The organism is Rhizobium azibense (assembly GCF_004342325.1).
GTDB classification, from domain to species: Bacteria; Pseudomonadota; Alphaproteobacteria; order Rhizobiales; family Rhizobiaceae; genus Rhizobium; species Rhizobium etli_B.
The window spans coordinates 37,290-54,149 of record NZ_SMBJ01000015.1 but is presented as its reverse complement, the minus strand read 5'-3'; the positions used below and the strand labels follow the sequence as shown (position 1 = coordinate 54,149).

The window sequence follows — 16,860 nt, the reverse complement described above, 5'->3', positions numbered from 1 at the left end:
TGCGGACACACAACTGGTTACATTATCCGTCCCCGTTAGGGATAAGACGACGTCCGCCGGAGGCAGCTCTGGTCTGAAGACCGTAAAGCCCTATTACTCGCGGCAGACGCTAAAGCCTGTCGTTCACGAGAACAGCTCCCGGAATAGGGGTGGGCCAGCTTCTTCCTCCGCCAGGGCGGCGCGGTTAGCAGCCTGGCGGAGTGCCTGAAAGTCGGCCTGGTCCTCGACCCTGGTACCGCCAAGCCGCACCGTCACCGATATCTGACGCTCTTGTCCGGCTGTGAACGTGGTTTCCTGTACCCGCGCGCGGATGCGCTCGCAGATATTGCTGGCATTTTCCATTGTTGTGCCGGGCAAATAGATGCCGAGTTCGTCGGAGGCAAGGCGGGCGACGAGATCACCATAGCGCAGGGAAGAATGCACGATCCGAACAATCGATTGAAGCAGCGTATCGGCCCATTGCGGACCATAGCGACGACCGATCTCATCGAAATTACCGACACTGAGAACGAGCATGACGCCATCTGGCTTTTCCGTGCTGCTCACGCGCCTGCGGTCTATCGCTTGCTCAACTGAGTTCGCAAATTCGCTGGCGCGCAATGTACCGGTGACGGGATCGTGACGGAGCGCGTGCTGAAGTTCTTTTTGGGTATCACGAAGCGCTTCGTTGATTGCCAATTGAAACCCGAATGTGACAGCAGCCGAAATTAATGCCACGCCGGTCAATTCCACCCAAAATGGAGGTTCGGGAACAAGCTGGCTCAGTGCCCAAACGACCACGGTCACTCCAGTCGCAGAGGCAAGGGCGCGGAGCATTGCTATCTTGATATGTGGGGCGTTTACGGCCTGGCGACAACGAAATTGCAGAGTCATCGGTTAACGGAGCTTTTACAGTGGTCGCTATCGTTAAGGGCTTCGATGAAATACCAGGTGAATAAATCTGATGGCATTTTAGCAAAGGGCCACGAAGAATTTGATCGTCACGTCAACCAGATCATGGCCTGTGGAGGCCCAGGCCAATGCGCCGTTTAAAAACATTCGCACCTTCCGCGTTAACGCCGTGACTATTCGCTTCAAACACAGAAAACCGTGGAAGGCCTGCGGCTCGATTGCCATAGGGGTAAAATCTACAAGTCTCTGCGCCATCAGGTCACCGCAACGAGAATTACAAGACATGAAAACAACAAAGGCCTCCCCATCGTGGTGGGCTTTGTCGCGTTCAAGGCAAAGCACGCTGGCAAAACGCAGCCGACCGATCGGTCGATTGGCACTGCCTGGCGGAAATCGCGATAGCCAATGGTAAGGCAAGGTGGCATCGACTACCTTGCCAAACTGCTCGACGAAGATGCCAAGCTTCTTCAGGCGATCGTTAGAATGATGACAACCTTAGCCACGCAAGCATCATCAGCGTCTATGTCCGGACCGGACGAGGCCACCACCCGTTCTCACCGCAACGACATCGAAAACGAACTGGATCGTCTGGGCCTGCCGCACGCCTGGCGAATGGACGACGTCCCCGACAGCTTTGTCGACGACGAAAAGCTCATCGCGCGCATCAAAAAGGAAATCTCCGCGGTAGTCGGTCGGTTACGTACCCCTGCGTATTGCTAATTTGAAGAAGCCTGGGACCACCGAGAGGAGTATAAGGCATTCGTCCTTTGAGGAAGCCATACGAACGTGTCGCGGGAGGTCTCGATGGGATCGGAAAACGGAGAGGAAGGCCACGCATCTCGGGATTCCGCAAGCGTGCGAGCCCAGCTTGACCGCATACTTGAAAGTGCGGAATTCCAAGTTCCCGAGCGCGGACGTCGCTTCCTGCGATATATCGTTGAAGAAACGCTCGAAGGGCGCGCCGAACAGCTGAAGGCCTGCAGGATCGCGCATGCCGTTTTCGGGCGCGATGCGTCCTTCGATGCTCAGAATGACCCGGTCGTCCGCATAGAGGCGGGCCGAATCCGCCGCGCACTTGAGCGATATTATCTCGTGTGCGGAAGAAACGACCCGATACGGATTACGATTCCCAAAGGAGGTTATGCTCCACGGTTTCTGGTCGGCGAGAAAAGGTGCATTGCAGGCGAAGCTGCCGCTCAGCAAGACGGCGAGAACATGCGACGGCAAACTGGGCCGACGACCTATCGCGATCTTCTGCTGCCGATTGGCCTCCCTGTCCTGCTCGGCATCATGGCGGTACTCGCCGTTATCCGTCCGCTCGAATCCTATTTCCTGCCGCCGGAACCGTCCCCCGCCACTGCTGCTTCAACGCTGACAAGCAGAGTGACGATCCTCGTCGAGCCCTTTGTGGCCGTCGGCGGCACCGCACATGCCGACGATTTAGCCAGGGAACTGACCGATCAGCTGATTGGGAACCTCTCGAAAGTTGAAAACATTGTCGTTAGTAATTCGAACCACCCCGGCACGGAAACGGCCGGACTGCTGTTCAACATTCAGGGAAGTGCACTTGTGGAGGGCGAGGTCGTTCACCTGCATGTTCGCTTGATAGACGGTGCCGACGGGGCGGTCGTCTGGGCAAAGCAATATGATCGCGAGCAGCGGAACCAGATCGTTCTCGACATCGAGCACGAGATTGCCGCGCAGGTCGCGATGGAGATTTCAAACAGCCGCAAGCTGAGCGACGCAGGCACTGATCCGTAGCGGCCTTATCGGACTGACATCGGGCAATGACCAATCCGCAGGGGCGCAGCCCGTTGAGGAACTGCTCTTAAATACGTTCCATTCAACGGCGTCCACAAGGTCAACGTTTGACCAGCAACCCATTCCCGCGACGCGGCACGTCGGGGTCTAGGGATTGAGGCCCCGTCGGAGAGACCTCTCCAAAGCGCACCATTGAGATCCAGCTCCTTCCGAAAATAGGCGGAAGTTCCGCCGACGCGTTTGCGCAGCTGTGCGTCCGAACGGCAAAACCTGCCCGTACTAATAAGGAAGTGGTCCCCGACCGTCTGAGCGATTCCTCGTCATCAACGACATGGGGTCTTAAGGTCGTTTTCCATCGGAAGAGCTTGCGAGCTTGCCAGGCTCCTTTCGCCTCCATTGACCAGGATCAATGCCCGGGCCTGATGATTCCGCTACTAGACAAATGGAAACATCGCGACAACCGCGAAGCGCTGGCCGGAGCAACCACGCCGACAGCGTGACTGGCATGGCGAATTATGGCCCCTGTCCGGTTGACGCTCGTGCATCGTCGCAGAAGGAGTCGGTGATGTGGCGGTTGGTCGTCGACGCTCCATTCGACGAGGATATAGAGCTTTCCGTCATCGACGACGAAGGCGTCCATGCCTTGATTTTCCCTTGCCAGCGCCTGGCTGGTGGTTGGATCAACGCCATGACCGGAGAACGACTGGAAGTGCACCCCACTCACTGGCGCACTTGGCAGATAGTGCATCGATGCGATGTTTTCGAACTTCATTGATCGCGACAAAATCGCACGATGGCGCGGCGCACCTTGTCTGCGATCAATGACATGAGAGGACGGGCCAAAATAGTCTGATGGAGTTCATAGAGCCGGCGGCGCGGCCGCTGTCTCAAAAACTGAGGAGGGCCGCATGCGGAGTTTCGGTGTCCATTGGGAGATTGGAAAGCGCTGAGAACCGTGATGGTCTGCAGACCGTCTCTGGCTCATCAGCACCTGACGCCTGCAAACTGCCACGATCTGCTCGGGCTGCCCCAGCGGGAGTGAAGGGTTGAGTCTTCTTCTAAAAGAAATACGCGACAGCCCCATGCTGTGGTTGCTGGTCGCTGTACCGCTGGTGTTTGCTGCTGCGATATTGATCCCCGAGGCACACACGACGCTCTTTATCCTGTCGGTACTTGCCATCGTGCCACTGGCCGGGCTGCTCAGTCACGCTACTGAATCTGTTGCGGCCAAGACGGGTGACGCCGCAGGCGGGTTGCTCAATGCGACCTTGGGAAATCTCACCGAGCTGGTCATCGCACTGGCTGCGTTGCGCGCCGGGGAGTATACCCTGGTGAAATCCTCCATCGCCGGCGCCATTGTAACCAACACGCTGTTCATGCTGGGTGCCTCGTTCTTTCTGGGCGGGCTTAAATACCACTTCCAGGAGTTCAACCGAGCCAGCGCCCGTCTTCAAGCGGGCCTGCTCTTTCTCGCCACAGTCGGGCTGCTGATGCCTTCGGCTGTTGCCGAGATGGACTCCACTTCGGCCGCGGCCGTCACCCAGAAGCTCAGTCTTGGCCTGGCCGTCATGCTCATCGTCGGATACGGACTTGGGCTGCTGTTCAGCCTCAAGACACACCGGGAGATTTTCGCGGCAGCGGAGCACGCGCACAATGACGAGATGCCCTGGCCGATCGGCTTGGCCCTGGGCACGCTCGCCGGCGTAACCGTCCTCGTAGCGCTGGTGAGCGAGATCTTCGTCGAGTCCGTGCAAAAGGCGGCCGAAGCCTTCGGAATGACGCCTGCCTTTGTCGGTTTCATTGTCGTCGCCCTGGTTGGCGGCGCCGCCGAAATGGCCTCGGCGTTCTCCGGCGCCCGCAAGAACCGGCTCGACCTGAGCGTGGGTATCGCGCTCGGAAGCGCTTCCCAGATTGCGCTGTTCGTTGCACCCGTGCTGGTGCTACTGAGTTACGTGATCGGCCCGTCGCCGATGGACCTGCAATTCGCGCCAGGTGTTGTGGTGATGGTACTCCTTGCGACCATCACTGCGATGTTCGTAACCAATAGCGGACGGTCGGCATGGTTCGTCGGTGTCTTGGTGCTGATGGTGTATTTGATCTTCGCCATAACGCTGTATGTCTTGCCGCCACGAATGCAGTAAAGCCGCCCTGCAACGGAACGCCATGTCCCGGTGCGACGATCATCTGAAGCAAGTATCGGTATGGTGGATGGAGACTTGATGCGACCCGATAAGCATTCCCGGATATGCTGGCCCCACGCTTCATAGCTCTCACCTGACGCTGAACCACAGAAAGGTCGAAAGTCGTGGCAGTAGAAACAGGCAACGAACCGGGCGCCCGGAAAATGCGGCGTCTGTTCTTCATAGCGCTCGCTCGGCAGCTTCGCATAATTTGGCCGATCCTGTCCGGCATCGTATCCGTCATGGTCGTCTCCGGCCTTGCAATATGGCGGATAGAAAATTGGCGGATCGACGAAGCCCTCTATTTCACGTTCGTGACCGGACTTACCATCGGCTATGGTGATTTTACGCCCAAACATGTGTCGGCGCGGGTGCTGGCACTGGTGATTGGCTTTGCGGGCATTGTGCTGACCGGTGTCGTTGCGGCTGTCACCGTGAAGGCACTGAACGCGACCGATCGAGGCAACGTGGAATAGAAAAGTCCTGATCCGAGCGCGGCGGATGTGCGAGACACTGCCGTTCGAGGTCATAAATCCCGAGGCGGCCGACCGAATTTCGCATTTTGAAGACATATCGATGCGGATCTGCAAAGGATCCGAAGTGAAAGCGATTTTGTATGACTTCCCGGATTGATTGCGAAGGCGGAGCCAAACAATGAGCAGAGAACGCGGCCGCAGAAAATTGATGTTGCGACTTCCCGATATCCGCCACCTTCTGGCGGGCATGAGCAGTGAAGCGCTCGGTGAGATGTTTGAAGCCTATGATCTTGCCGTCGATGCGCTGGACCGTTTTCGAAACCAGAGCCCACGGGAAGACAAGCTGATTTCTGAATATGAACAGCTGTGCCGGGAAATAGAGCAGGAGGTCGTTGTCTACTGCAAAGACCAGTGAGCCTGACAATGCCTATCGCGTTCGTGCCGGCTCGGCATCGAAACTGCTAGGTGGACTACCTTCAGATCCGGCGGATGGTGCCGCGGGCCGGGCGCAGGCTTCCAGCATCCGACAAGAGCATAGAACTTCAAGTCCATAATTTGCCGAAGCGTCTGTGCGGCATCGGCGAAATTGACCAGAGGGCGAGGGGGCGATCATGCCGACGACGATGACAAATGGCCGCAACGATCGCCCGTTTCCGACCGGCCGTGACATCGGCAACAGTGCAACGGCAAGACTAAACGACCAGGAGTGCGAAGGGAGCGATGAGAACCGTGGTCCAGTAGCCGGAAAGCGCGATGATGCCCAATCGAACGAAATCGCTTGCTTTGGCCTCTATCGAAGTCTGTCCCGAGCCGGTTCTTTGCGCTATGGCATCGGCCGATCTGTCGATCCGCCCCCGTTCCTGGCTGGGATTATGGCGTCATGTCGGGCTCGACGTGGCGGATACTGCGATCCTCGACGAAGCCTGAAACCCGCTGCGGCACTTTCCGAGAAGCGCATCGAACTTCAGTCGTTCATAGGGGATGGAGCCTGCAAAAACGTCCACCTCCAGTATCTGCTGTCATGAAGACCGCGGTATTTCTCGATGATGTCGCCGGCGGTCGGCTCGTCAGGATACTTTTAATTAGTTTATACTAAATTAGTTTGTTCGATTGAATTGTGTTGCCGCTCGGCCAGCTCGGGACTATCGTCCATGATTGCATACTGCAGGTTGCTTGCAAATCGGAGTCTGGGGGCGATGACAAATGCAGGCGTTGATACGACTGGCAGCGGCCCGGCTTCAGAGGAAGAAGTGCAGCAGCAGCTCGAGCGCGTACTTTCCAGCCCGGAATTTCGCCTTCCCGAGCGGGCGAGGCGATTCCTGGAATTCGTAGTTACCGAAGCGCTTGCCGGTCGTCGCAATTACCTGAAGGCCTTTACCATCGCGCAAGCTGTTTTTGGCAGGGATGCGAACTTCGACGCTCAGCAGGATCCATGTGTGCGCATCGAAGCAGGGCGACTGCGCAGAGAGCTGGAGCACTATTACCTGACCGCCGGTGGCGCCGATCGGGTCATCATCACAATTCCGAGGGGCGGTTATGCGCCGGTCTTTGAAGTGCGGCCGGGCGTTGAAACCGCAGCTCTGCAATCGAATCGGCCGATGTCTTCGGGAGAGGGCGCACAACGGGTCGATGCCATCAAGGATGCCGTCAGCCAAATCGGGGCTACCCGGCATTCGTCGCGATACCGGCACTGGCTCCTTGCCGGAGGAGTGGTGATCACCTGTGTCTCGGCCGCGGCGATGCTTCAACACCAGAGATTGTTCGATGCGGGAGGCGAAACACAATCGGGAACCGGCAATCGCCTCACCGTTGTCGTCGAGCGCTTTGAAAGTGGCTCGGACGGGAGACTTGCATCCGAAATCTCACGCGGCATTACCGACGACATCATCGAAACGCTCGTCCCCTTCAATGACATTGTCGTCGTTGCCGACTTGCCGCAGTTCAAACAGGGGCAGACTTCGACGGAACCGCTTTATGCTCTTCAGGGAAGTGTGCGGCTGGAGAGCAGTATGCTGCGCTCGACTGCCAGACTTGTTCGGCGGGCGGATGGAGCGGTCATATGGGCGAATAATTACGATGCCGACATGAAGGTGCAAGGCATCCTGAAGACGCAGGCGAGTCTTGCCGAACATATTGCAACGGCAGTGGCGCGTCCGTTTGGCGTCATGTTCCAGACCGACACCGCCAGCATCGCCGGCGGCGCCGACGCCTTTTCATGTATCTTGTCCTATTATAGCTACCGTAGCGAGATGACTGCCCAGGCGCATGAGGTGACAAAATCGTGTCTGCAACGGGCGGTCGAAAAAATGCCTGCCGATTCCAACGCCACGGCCTTTCTGTCGCTGACATATCTCGACGAGTTCCGCTTTCCGTATCAGTTGAACACGAAGCCCATGGCTGTCACGCTTGACGTAGCAAAGGAGTTTGCCGAACGCGCCGTGCAGCTAGACCCAAACAATGCCCGCGCGCTGCAAGCGCTAATGCTTGCCAATTTCTTCGCCAATGACCCGACGGGAGCCCTGCGCGCTGGCGAGGCAGCCTATGCCAGCAATCCGAATGACACCGAGGTGGCGGGCGAACATGGCTTGCGCCTGTCGATGTCGGGACAATGGGACAGGGGCTGCCAGCTCATTTTGGAAGCCGTCAATAAGAATGCCGGGCCACGCGGATATTACGAAGTGGGAATGGCACTCTGCGCCTTCATGCGGGGGGACACGCAGGCCGCCGAATTATGGTCACGCATGTCGGATCTGAACTACAATCCAATGCACCGCCTCGTTCTGCTTTCTATCCTCGGCAGCCTTGGAAAAACGGCTGACGCAAAGGAGCAAATCGACTGGATCAAGGCCCGGTCTCCGGCGTTGATCCCGAATATCAGGCGGGAGGTTGTCAGCCGGCTGGCGCGGACCGAGGACCAGGAGCGGTTTTTCGCCGGATTGGAGGCTGCGGGGCTCGCCGTCTCGGGCGAAAAGGCGCAAACAGAATGAATCACGCCGTGAGTGGTGAATTTCACCATCCGATTTTGGATCGTCTCAAGGAAACACCGTCGGTCGCACGATCACGCCCTGCGCTCTTGAATCACTTCTTCGTCAGCCTTGCGAGCCGCCGCGATGCCATGGGATCCAAGCGACAGTGGAGACGGGGGCGTAAGGGCATTAGCCACTTTGTCGCCTGAACGAGGTGTTTGCCGGATGGTTGCGGATTCCGATGGCACGCTCGTCGATTGATGCCTGCGTGCTCGACGTCGAAAATCAGCAACCAAAACGCCCGGCCGCGATGTTTCTCGGAGGTATCTGGAGGGGCCCGGCTCTTGACGAACCCCGACCTCCAGCTTGGCCATCGGATGGCGTCGGGCTCTCTAGCGCTTAATGTCGTAAGCTTGGCCGGACGCTCTCAGCTCCTTGAGTGTTTTCCCGAGACAGCTCCCCACCTGGCCTTCGCCCCTGGCTTTTGCTTGGCCGTCTATCGAAATCGTTCCGGCAAGCCGGTCCGGAGTGATGTAGGTTGCCACGCCGTCTGGCCCTAACTTCGAAAGATAGTAGGCGTGATGGAGGCCCTTGTATTCACAGGTGACGACAAACGGAAAATCCTCCAATGGTTCGCTCGCCAGAGCTTCTGAATATGAGCATACAGAAAGTTGAAACAAGATACCCGCAGTAACAGCTTTTGCTAAGTTCACTTCGAAATCTCCCCCTGTTTACAACATCCAATTCATAGAGCTGCAATTAGAAAAAACGGGGCGGTCTTCGCTCCAAAAGCCGAACAGTCCCGTTTGCATGCGAACTGAAAAAATACTGAAAAACAATACTACCGTTCCTCGCGTGAGTCGAGTTGTGCGCGGACTCCGGACCTTGTGACAGGGTAGTGGATCATGCGCTGCAAATGCGCACGCTGGATGACAATCTGCGATCTTGGCGGCAATGGCATCGAGCACGAAACATCGCTTCGCCGCTGGGGCCCAACTCTCGGACAGCAATCTCGCGAACTACCGCGTCTTTGCCCCATCGGTCGTCCTGGCGGCCGTTGCGCCGCCGGAACGCCCGCCGGGGGGGGGACGCTTCCTTGCTGTTTACGCCTGCGGGCCGCGTTTGGCATCGAGCCGGCCTGCAGCCGCTCACCGCGCAAGGCGCGCCCAAAGTGCTTGAACCAGATCGCCGTGGTGAAAGAGAAAGGAGCTGCCTTACTGTTCGCTGCGCTGTCGGCATAATGCATGGCAGAGTCCGATGAACGCGATTTCGAGGCTATCGGCAGGATCAGGCGCAGTCATGCCGGCGCAGGTCGATTGACGCGGGCTGAGTTCGAGACGATGATGCGGGAATAGGATTTCGTCCTATTGATCGACGAGCCTGGGCCCTTCCGGCACTCCTGCCGGGGGCATAGGCGAGCGCCGAAAGATCTTCGAGACCCTGCGCAGGTGTCGTCGGGGCGCCGGAGGTGGCGGCAACCGATCGCCTCGAGCGTGCGGCTCAGCTGTTCAGCCTCAGCCTCGGCAAGGAGGAATTCGGCGGCAACGTCCTTGGACCGGTCAAGCAAGACCGCTCGCGTTCGCAGGCCATCCTGATCGAAGCAGAGGGAGCTTCCCAAGTGACCGACCTTTCCATGACCAAAGCTGAGCAGTCAGAATACGACCGCCTGATTTTCGCTGCACGGGAGGCTTCGCCTGCCGTCACGATCGGGGCGCATCCCTGCGACGAGACATCCTTGCCGGGCGCGCTTGTGGCCGCGCAGAATAGGCTGATTATTCCTGTCCTGGCAGGGACCGTTGCAAAAATTCGGGCGACATTCCTCGCCCACGCGGATGCCGCGGGCATTGTTCTAGGCGTCCGTGTGCCGATCGTGCTGACATCGCGTTCCCATTGCGTGCGAAGCCGTCTGGTGTCGCGCGCGGTGGCGACACTCTGCGCCGCTTCCCGGCGGCGCGTAACAGAATTGGCGGCCTGAACATGGACACGATCCTTGTCGTCAACGCCGGCTCGTCGAGCTTGAAATTCCAGATCTTCGAGATCGCCGGTTCCGTCCCAAAGCGCTTCATTCGCGGTCAGATCGATGGCATCGGAGTACGGCCTCGTCTAACGGCGAGCGCCGCCGACGGAACGGTCCTGGTTGATCGTCGATATGCGCCAGAGGCGGTCGACCACCTGCCGGCGGCAATCGCTGAAACCCGTGCGTGGTTGCTGACCCTAAGGGGTATCACGCTCCGCGCCACTGGTCACCGCGTCGTTCACGGCGGCCCGGACTTTGCGACACCGGTCCTCATAGACCACGCCATACTCGACAAGCTTGCGGCGTTCCAGGAGCTTGCTCCGCTGCACCAGCCGAACAACCTCGCACCGATTCGCCTGGCGATGGAAATCAATCCGGATGTGCCGCAGGTCGCCTGTTTCGACACCGCTTTCCATCGCGGTCACGCCCCACATACGGATTGCTACGCCTTGCCCTGGGACTACTACGAGCACGGAGTGCGTCGTTACGGCTTTCATGGCCTGTCATACGAATATATTGCCGAGCGGTTGGCCGAAGTCGCGCCCGGTATCGCCGGTGGGCGCATCATCATTGCCCACCTAGGCAGCGGCGCGTCCATGTGCGCGCTGAAGGACGGCCGCAGCCTCGAGACAACGATGGGTTTTACGGCACTCGACGGCTTGCCGATGAGCACCCGGCCGGGTCAGATTGACCCTGGTGTCGTGCTATACCTGCTCGACCACAGAGGCATGACCGTGAAGGAGGTTACGGACCTTCTCTACAGGGCTTCCGGTCTGAAGGGTCTATCAGGCACATCCGGCGACATGCGCGATCTTCTTGCCAGCGATGACCCGCGTGCGGCCATCGCCATCAGTCACTTCATCCATCGCTGCGCGCTCAGTTCCGGCATGCTTGCCGCCGCGCTCGGAGGCCTCGACGCTTTCGTCTTTACGGCTGGCGTCGGGGAGAATTCGCCGCCAATCCGCGCTCGCATCGCCGAGCGGCTTGGCTGGCTCGGAGCAGAACTCGATCCCGCGGCCAACGAAGCGGGCAGGACTGGCATATCCACTCCGCAGAGCCGCGTTGCGCTCTACGTCCTGCCGACGGATGAGGAACTGATGATCGCCCGCCACACGCTTGCACTCATAATGGCATCCTGAATCCGTGCCTCACGGCGCCGCCCGCCCGATCGCCAGGCTGGTGCTCCATGTGGACGGCGGATATCAATGGTGGAGTGACCATGCGGCGAAGACAAAACTGCCGCCGGACCTTCGTCCCGCCAGGTTATCTGCACCTCCTTCGCATTCCCGAAGATGCCAATCGACAGCGACGGCGGAAGCCAACCGGCATGGTCTAGAGCCAGCCCCCTGAAAATCCCGCACGTCTCAATCCGGTCACGATGGGCTTGCATTTGCGCATGATGTTCCAGAGCAAGCCGGTCCGATAGTTTTCGATCATCAGCACCACCGGGCCCTGGTCGATGCCGAAATGATAAGGACTTACCCACCATCCGGCCTGATTGTTTTCCACGGCATACATCTGGTTGAACGACGGCTTGAAGCCGTAAAGCCGCGTCATGCCGAGATTCATACGCGCAAAGTTGCGAACAGTCGGCACGACGATCTCCGGCGCGAATGGCAGCGAGGCGACGACGACCCATGGCGCGACAGTCCCGTCGTCAGGTCCGAAGGGAGCCCCGCGGGCAATGTAGTCGAAGAACTCTCGGTCGACCCCAGCTATCGTCCGCTTGCCCCAACCGGGTCCGTCGCATGCGGTGAATCCCCAACAAAGTTCGCCATAGCCTGCGAAGTCCATCGGGTTGCGGATTGCGTATTCTCGCTGGACATATGTCGCATGCCGGCTGTTTTCGAAATAGTCGGTGTCATGGTGGCGCATGAACGCATCGCGGATGCCTCGAAAGTCGATCCACATGTGCGACAGTTGATGGGTAAACAGCGGTCCGGAATACAGCAGCTCGCGGCCGTAGATATTTCGCCATTCATAGGTTTCGGTGTAGGCGGCATAGCATTCGGGCGGCAAAGGGTGAGTTGGGGATCCTAGACCGATGATGTAGAGCAAAAGGCCTTCATCGTAGCCACGCCACCGATAGGGAATGAAACCACTCTCAGGACGCCAGCCATGCGTTAAAGTTGGACCGCCATCGCGAGCCCAGTTCCAGTCGGCACGCTCGTAAAGCGCCATCGCGAGCTGGCGGATTTCCACCTCGTCGGCCGTGTCGCCGTCAAAATAGGTGGCGGCGGTCAAGGCACCCGCGAACAGGAAGGCCGAGTCGATCGTCGACAGCTCGCATTGCCACACCCGCCGGCCCGTTTCGATGTCCAGAAAGTGGTAAAAAAAACCTTTGTACCCAGAAGAATCCGGCTCCGGCCCCTGCGGGCATGCCATCAGATATCTCAAGCGGTTGCGGGTAATCTTCGCTGCAAATTGGCGGATAAGGACACCGCGTTCGACAACCACGGGGATCGTCGCCAGCGCCATGCCGATCGCCGCGATGCTTGCCGGGGCGTTCGGTTCTGTCTTGTCGCGAACCAGGCCGTTGTCCGGATTGGTGCAGTGGAGATAGTACAGCAGGGTGCTGAATTGCAGCCGACCGAGATCCTCGTCGGTTGGCATGCGGTGGAGATCGGCGTCGGTTGAGAGCGTTTCGGGCATGGCCGCTAACCGACTACGACGTGGACATCGTGCGTACGTCCGTCTTCGGCAAGCCGGACGGCTCCGTTCGCGACAGGCTCACCGTCCAGTGTGACAGAATGCACGCCTCGGCCACTGCCCCTTGCGTTGTCGAAACGGATTCGATAGATCGTCGATCCAGTTCGGTATGTGATCTCATAAGATGGCCAGCTTGGCGGAACGCACGGTTCAAACCGCAGCAACCGCCCTTGCTGGCGAAAGCCGAGGATCGCCTCGAGCGCGGCGCGATAGAACCAACTGGCCGATCCAGTGTACCAGGTCCATCCACCGCGCCCTGTGTGTGGGGGCGCGCCATAGATATCGGCGCTGACCGCATATGGTTCCACCTTGTAGCATTCGATTTGATCTCTCGTCGCGCCATGACAAATCGGATTGATCAGGTTCCAAAGCTTCAGGGCGAGATCGCCGTCGCCCTGCAAGGCCGTCGCCCAGACAACCCAGGTTGCCGCATGCGTGTATTGGCCGCCATTTTCGCGGATGCCGGGGACATAGCCCTTGATGTAGCCGGGTTGCAGCAAGCCTTCGTCAAAAGGCGGGTCGAAGAGTTTGATCAGCTTGTCCTCTTGCCGTACCAGCCGGTCGTGGACCTCACGCATCGCCTTTGAAGCCCGTCCAGCATCGGCTTCGCCCGAAATGACAGCCCAGGCCTGCGGGATGGCGTCGATCCGGCATTCGTCGTTCAGGGACGACCCGAGCGGCGTGCCATCGTCAAAATAGGCTCGGCGATACCAGCCACCGTCCCAGGCGTTGGCTTCAAGGGCTTTGCGCAAAGCTTCTGTCCGTTCGCGACACCAGGTGGCACGGCTTTGATCTCCGCGTGCCGCCGAAATCGTGGCAAATGACTTGAGGACCGTGAGAAAGAACCAGCCGTTCCAGACGCTCTCTCCCCTGCCTTCCGCGCCGACCTTGTTCATGCCGTCGTTCCAGTCGCCTGTTCCCATCAGGGGAAGACCGTGGCTGCCCAAACGGTAACCATGCTCCAGCGCACGGACGCAGTGCTCGTAGATGGTGCCGGACTGCTCGCTGACCGCCGGCTGGTTGAAGTCTTCCTCCTGGTCCTCTTTCAGCACCGGTGAGGTGATGTAGGGCACCATTTCGTCGAGCAGTTGAACGTCGCCTGTCGTGGACACGTAGTGTTGAACGACAAGCGGCAGAAAATACAAATCGTCGGTGATTCGTGTACGAACGCCGACGCCGGATGGAGGATGCCACCAGTGCTGGACGTCCCCCTCCTCGAATTGGCGTGCCGCAGCTCGCAGGATCTGGGAGCGGGCTTCGTTCGGTGTGCTGTAGACCAGCGCCATGACGTCCTGAAGCTGATCCCTGAAACCGTAGGCACCGCCGGACTGATAATTTGACGTGCGCGCCCATACGCGGCATACCAGGACCTGGTACAGCAACCAGCGATTCATCATCAAGTTCATGCCGGGGTCCGGCGTGGAGACCTGGATCGAGTTTAGAATGTCATCCCATTGGCGGGAGGCGGCCGACAGGCTTTCGCATGCGCGCTCGACGTCCGCATGGTCATGGACGAGCCTGCTGACCTCGTCGAGGCCGGCGGCTTCTCCAAGTATAAAGACAACCTCCCTGCTTTCGCCGGGAAGCAGCGATATCTCCACCATCAGCGCGGCGCAGGGATCCAGCAACGGGCCAAAACGCTCTGCCAGATTGGTTCGCTCCAGGGCCGCAGGCTGAAACACCGAACCGTATTGGCCCAGGAACTCGCTACGGTCGGAGGTTGCCGACCTTAGCGGCTGACTGGCGGCTGCAAACGCCAGCTTTTGCGCAAAATCTCCGGCCCAGGGGTTCCTGGCCACAATCGCATGCGATCTGGCATCCCGCTCGCAAACAATCCGCGTTGCCGTCTCTTCGCGCTGGGTCCCAAGCACCCACTCGGCGAAGTAGGTTGCGGTGACATGCCGAACCCGGGTGTCGTCGTTGCTAAGCCGAAGTCGAATGATCTTGACCGGATCGTTAGGCGGCACCGATACCGTCAGTTCTTGACTGATGTGACGGCTGTGACTTGCATACCGGCTGTAACCTTGGCCGTGACGAACAGTCACGACCGCACCAGGACCGAGAGGCAGCGGTGTCGGCGTCCAGACGTCTCCGGTTTCTTCATCTCGCAAATAAAGGACCTCGCCCGGCGCATCCGTAACCGGATCGTTCGACCACGGCGTCAGCCGGTTCATCTGGCTGTTCTCCGACCAGGTATAGCCAAGACCGGCTTCAGTTGTCAGGCAGCCAAAATCAGGGTTTGCGATCACGTTGGTCCAAGGTGCAGGCGGAAGGACGGGGGCTCGTGGTCTGACAGCGTCCACACGCACGACATACTCGCGCCCGTCGGGCGTGAAGCCTCCGAATCCGTTCCAGTGCTGCAAATCCTCCACCGGGATAGAAGGTGAGGCTGCAGGTTGCTCGCTCACCCGAGCGGCCAACGTCTGCGAAAGAGGTGACAGAGCGGGCAAGGGCCGGTCGAGCTGGTCGGCAAGTTCGCCGCCGCTTCCCAGCATGACTATGCGCGCCGCCGTTTCGATGGTCCTCAAGTGTTCGCTCTCGGTATCGGGCGCGGAAAGGATAAAGATTCCGCCGGGTTTACCGATCACTTCGGCTTGCGGGCCAGATAGCAGCTTTTCGGTCAGTCGCTTGGTGTTGGCTGCGCCGCCCTCGTCAAGCAGGACAAGGTCAAATCCCAAGCCCTTCCGCCGAAGGAAATCGTGGCCCATCATCACCTGCCGAATGAGGGCATGGTCCTTGCCGGCATTTGCGCGCACCAGTACGATGGGGAGGTCGCCGGAGACACCATGAGCCCACAAAGCCGCCCGATCCAGTCGTTCGTTCTGCAGCGCTGTCACCTGCCGCATCGTCGGGTTTGCAAAGACGACACTCCCGGCCAACCGATTGAACAACGAGACATCGTCAGGCGTAAGGCTCAACGTCTGAAGCTCGCTTCGATATCTCTCCGATGCTTCGGCGAAGGCTTGCTCGGCCGCGTCGATCTTGGCATATCTTGCGGCGATGAGCTCGACGGCGGACTGGTCTTGCGCAGCGCCTGTGACGAAGGCGACGCGGGCTACAGCGCCTGGAGCCATGCGAACCGTCCGTCGCAAACAGAAAACCGGGTCGAGGACGGGACCTGCAGTCCCGGAGAGCGATCCACCCGCGTCGAATATCACGGGATTGGCTGTCGTTCGGCCTCGGCCAAGAAATCTCAGCCGATCAGTTTCATATTGGAGGTCTTGGGAAGGCGGCAGGTTCGATGAGGAAACGTGGACTGCCCAAGTGGCCTTTTCCCCGGCAGCACGGGGCCTGCGGCGCGCAAACAAGGCGCCTGTCGCCCCGTCATACCGTGTTTCGACAAAGAGCTTGACAAAAGCCGGATGCGCCATGTCTGCACGACGATTGTTCAGGCAGACCTCGGCATAGCTTGTCAGTTCGAGCGTTCGCTCCCTTGTGCCATTGTTCGTGACCGTGAGCATACGCACTTCCGCGTCCACGTCGGACGCGACACAGATTTTCGAGAAAATCTCGATGTCACCGGCATGACAGCAGAATTCGGCCCTGTCTCCGTGAAAGGCGTGCTCGTAGACATTTGATGGCAAAGATACCGGCTGCCGTCCGATAGACCAGAGATCGTTGTCATTGAGATCCCGAACATAACAAAATTGGCCCCAGCAATCGCGGGTGCTGTCCTCGCGCCACCGGGTAATGTCAAGACCTTGCCAGGTTCCGTAACCGGCCCCGGCTGCTGTGACCAGGACACTATACCGATCGTTGGAAAGCAACGCGACCGCTGAGCCGGGATTGGCCGGCTCGGCGGTGCTGCGCTTGCGTACTGCCTCGGACGTGCTCGTTGCCACTGGAACCTCCGTTCGATT

14 protein-coding genes are annotated in these 16,860 nt (G+C 59.1%); 10 read left to right on the top strand and 4 right to left on the bottom strand.

Features of this window, described 5'->3' with window-relative positions:
- Positions 1-123: 123 nt before the first annotated feature.
- Entirely contained in the window at positions 124-780 is a 657-nt protein-coding gene (locus tag EV130_RS28985; RefSeq protein WP_245520138.1) for a GGDEF domain-containing protein, read from the bottom strand.
- Between the two features lie 516 nt (positions 781-1,296).
- On the opposite strand from EV130_RS28985, the gene EV130_RS28980 reads away from it, so the two are divergent.
- The 8 genes from EV130_RS28980 to EV130_RS28940 all read left to right on the top strand — a co-directional run bounded on the left by EV130_RS28980 (position 1,297) and on the right by EV130_RS28940 (position 8,295).
- The gene (locus tag EV130_RS28980) at positions 1,297-1,611 is read left to right on the top strand and encodes a hypothetical protein (protein ID WP_245520137.1); all 315 of its coding nucleotides are present in this window, start codon (positions 1,297-1,299) and stop codon (positions 1,609-1,611) included.
- Between the two features lie 84 nt (positions 1,612-1,695).
- Positions 1,696-2,652, top strand: coding sequence for a hypothetical protein (locus EV130_RS28975; RefSeq protein ID WP_132662420.1), 957 nt, complete (start codon positions 1,696-1,698; stop codon positions 2,650-2,652).
- A gap of 565 nt (positions 2,653-3,217) precedes the next feature.
- Entirely contained in the window at positions 3,218-3,427 is a 210-nt protein-coding gene (locus EV130_RS28965) for a hypothetical protein (protein WP_132662418.1), read from the top strand.
- A 271-nt stretch (positions 3,428-3,698) separates the two neighbouring features.
- Positions 3,699-4,793: a calcium/proton exchanger gene (gene cax, locus EV130_RS28960; RefSeq protein ID WP_074062614.1), complete on the top strand. Its 1,095-nt coding sequence runs from the start codon at positions 3,699-3,701 to the stop codon at positions 4,791-4,793.
- Positions 4,794-4,996: 203 nt separating this feature from the next.
- On the top strand, positions 4,997-5,308 hold the full coding sequence (locus EV130_RS28955) for a potassium channel family protein (protein ID WP_074062613.1): 312 nt from the start codon (positions 4,997-4,999) through the stop codon (positions 5,306-5,308).
- A gap of 178 nt (positions 5,309-5,486) precedes the next feature.
- Positions 5,487-5,723, top strand: coding sequence for a hypothetical protein (locus tag EV130_RS28950; protein ID WP_074062612.1), 237 nt, complete (start codon positions 5,487-5,489; stop codon positions 5,721-5,723).
- Positions 5,724-6,061: 338 nt separating this feature from the next.
- Positions 6,062-6,235, top strand: a complete 174-nt coding sequence (locus EV130_RS32765; RefSeq protein ID WP_165918588.1) for a hypothetical protein — start codon at positions 6,062-6,064, stop codon at positions 6,233-6,235.
- A 269-nt stretch (positions 6,236-6,504) separates the two neighbouring features.
- On the top strand, positions 6,505-8,295 hold the full coding sequence (locus EV130_RS28940) for a hypothetical protein (RefSeq protein ID WP_132662416.1): 1,791 nt from the start codon (positions 6,505-6,507) through the stop codon (positions 8,293-8,295).
- Positions 8,296-8,666: 371 nt separating this feature from the next.
- Here EV130_RS28940 and EV130_RS28935 read toward each other — a convergent pair whose 3' ends face one another.
- Positions 8,667-8,987 carry a hypothetical protein gene (locus EV130_RS28935; RefSeq protein WP_132662414.1) on the bottom strand — a complete coding sequence of 107 codons (321 nt, stop codon included), beginning with the start codon at positions 8,985-8,987 and terminating at the stop codon, positions 8,667-8,669.
- Positions 8,988-9,742: 755 nt separating this feature from the next.
- On the opposite strand from EV130_RS28935, the gene EV130_RS33625 reads away from it, so the two are divergent.
- Together EV130_RS33625 and EV130_RS28925 are read left to right on the top strand one after the other, a co-directional pair.
- On the top strand, positions 9,743-10,249 hold the full coding sequence (locus EV130_RS33625) for a phosphate acetyl/acyltransferase (RefSeq protein ID WP_245520136.1): 507 nt from the start codon (positions 9,743-9,745) through the stop codon (positions 10,247-10,249).
- 2 nt (positions 10,250-10,251) lie between these two features.
- Positions 10,252-11,430, top strand: coding sequence for an acetate/propionate family kinase (locus EV130_RS28925; RefSeq protein ID WP_132662412.1), 1,179 nt, complete (start codon positions 10,252-10,254; stop codon positions 11,428-11,430).
- Between the two features lie 193 nt (positions 11,431-11,623).
- Here the strand turns inward: EV130_RS28925 and EV130_RS28920 are convergent, their stop codons facing one another.
- Positions 11,624-12,943 (bottom strand): glucoamylase family protein, encoded by a 1,320-nt coding sequence (locus EV130_RS28920; protein WP_165918587.1) that lies wholly within the window; start codon positions 12,941-12,943, stop codon positions 11,624-11,626.
- 5 nt (positions 12,944-12,948) lie between these two features.
- Positions 12,949-16,842: a GH36-type glycosyl hydrolase domain-containing protein gene (locus tag EV130_RS28915; RefSeq protein WP_132662410.1), complete on the bottom strand. Its 3,894-nt coding sequence runs from the start codon at positions 16,840-16,842 to the stop codon at positions 12,949-12,951.
- Between the last annotated feature and the right edge of the window lie 18 nt (positions 16,843-16,860).

What these genes read in the sequence shown, in the direction of transcription:
- EV130_RS28975 (WP_132662420.1), top strand. Translation starts at nt 1,696, where the DNA reads ATGGGATCGGAAAACGGAGAGGAAGGCCACGCATCTCGGGATTCCGCA.
- EV130_RS28920 (WP_165918587.1), bottom strand. Translation starts at nt 12,943, where the DNA reads ATGCCCGAAACGCTCTCAACCGACGCCGATCTCCACCGCATGCCAACC.
- EV130_RS28950 (WP_074062612.1), top strand. Translation starts at nt 5,487, where the DNA reads ATGAGCAGAGAACGCGGCCGCAGAAAATTGATGTTGCGACTTCCCGAT.
- EV130_RS28955 (WP_074062613.1), top strand. Translation starts at nt 4,997, where the DNA reads ATGCGGCGTCTGTTCTTCATAGCGCTCGCTCGGCAGCTTCGCATAATT.
- EV130_RS28980 (WP_245520137.1), top strand. Translation starts at nt 1,297, where the DNA reads ATGGTAAGGCAAGGTGGCATCGACTACCTTGCCAAACTGCTCGACGAA.
- EV130_RS28965 (WP_132662418.1), top strand. Translation starts at nt 3,218, where the DNA reads ATGTGGCGGTTGGTCGTCGACGCTCCATTCGACGAGGATATAGAGCTT.
- EV130_RS28925 (WP_132662412.1), top strand. Translation starts at nt 10,252, where the DNA reads ATGGACACGATCCTTGTCGTCAACGCCGGCTCGTCGAGCTTGAAATTC.
- EV130_RS32765 (WP_165918588.1), top strand. Translation starts at nt 6,062, where the DNA reads ATGATGCCCAATCGAACGAAATCGCTTGCTTTGGCCTCTATCGAAGTC.
- EV130_RS28940 (WP_132662416.1), top strand. Translation starts at nt 6,505, where the DNA reads ATGACAAATGCAGGCGTTGATACGACTGGCAGCGGCCCGGCTTCAGAG.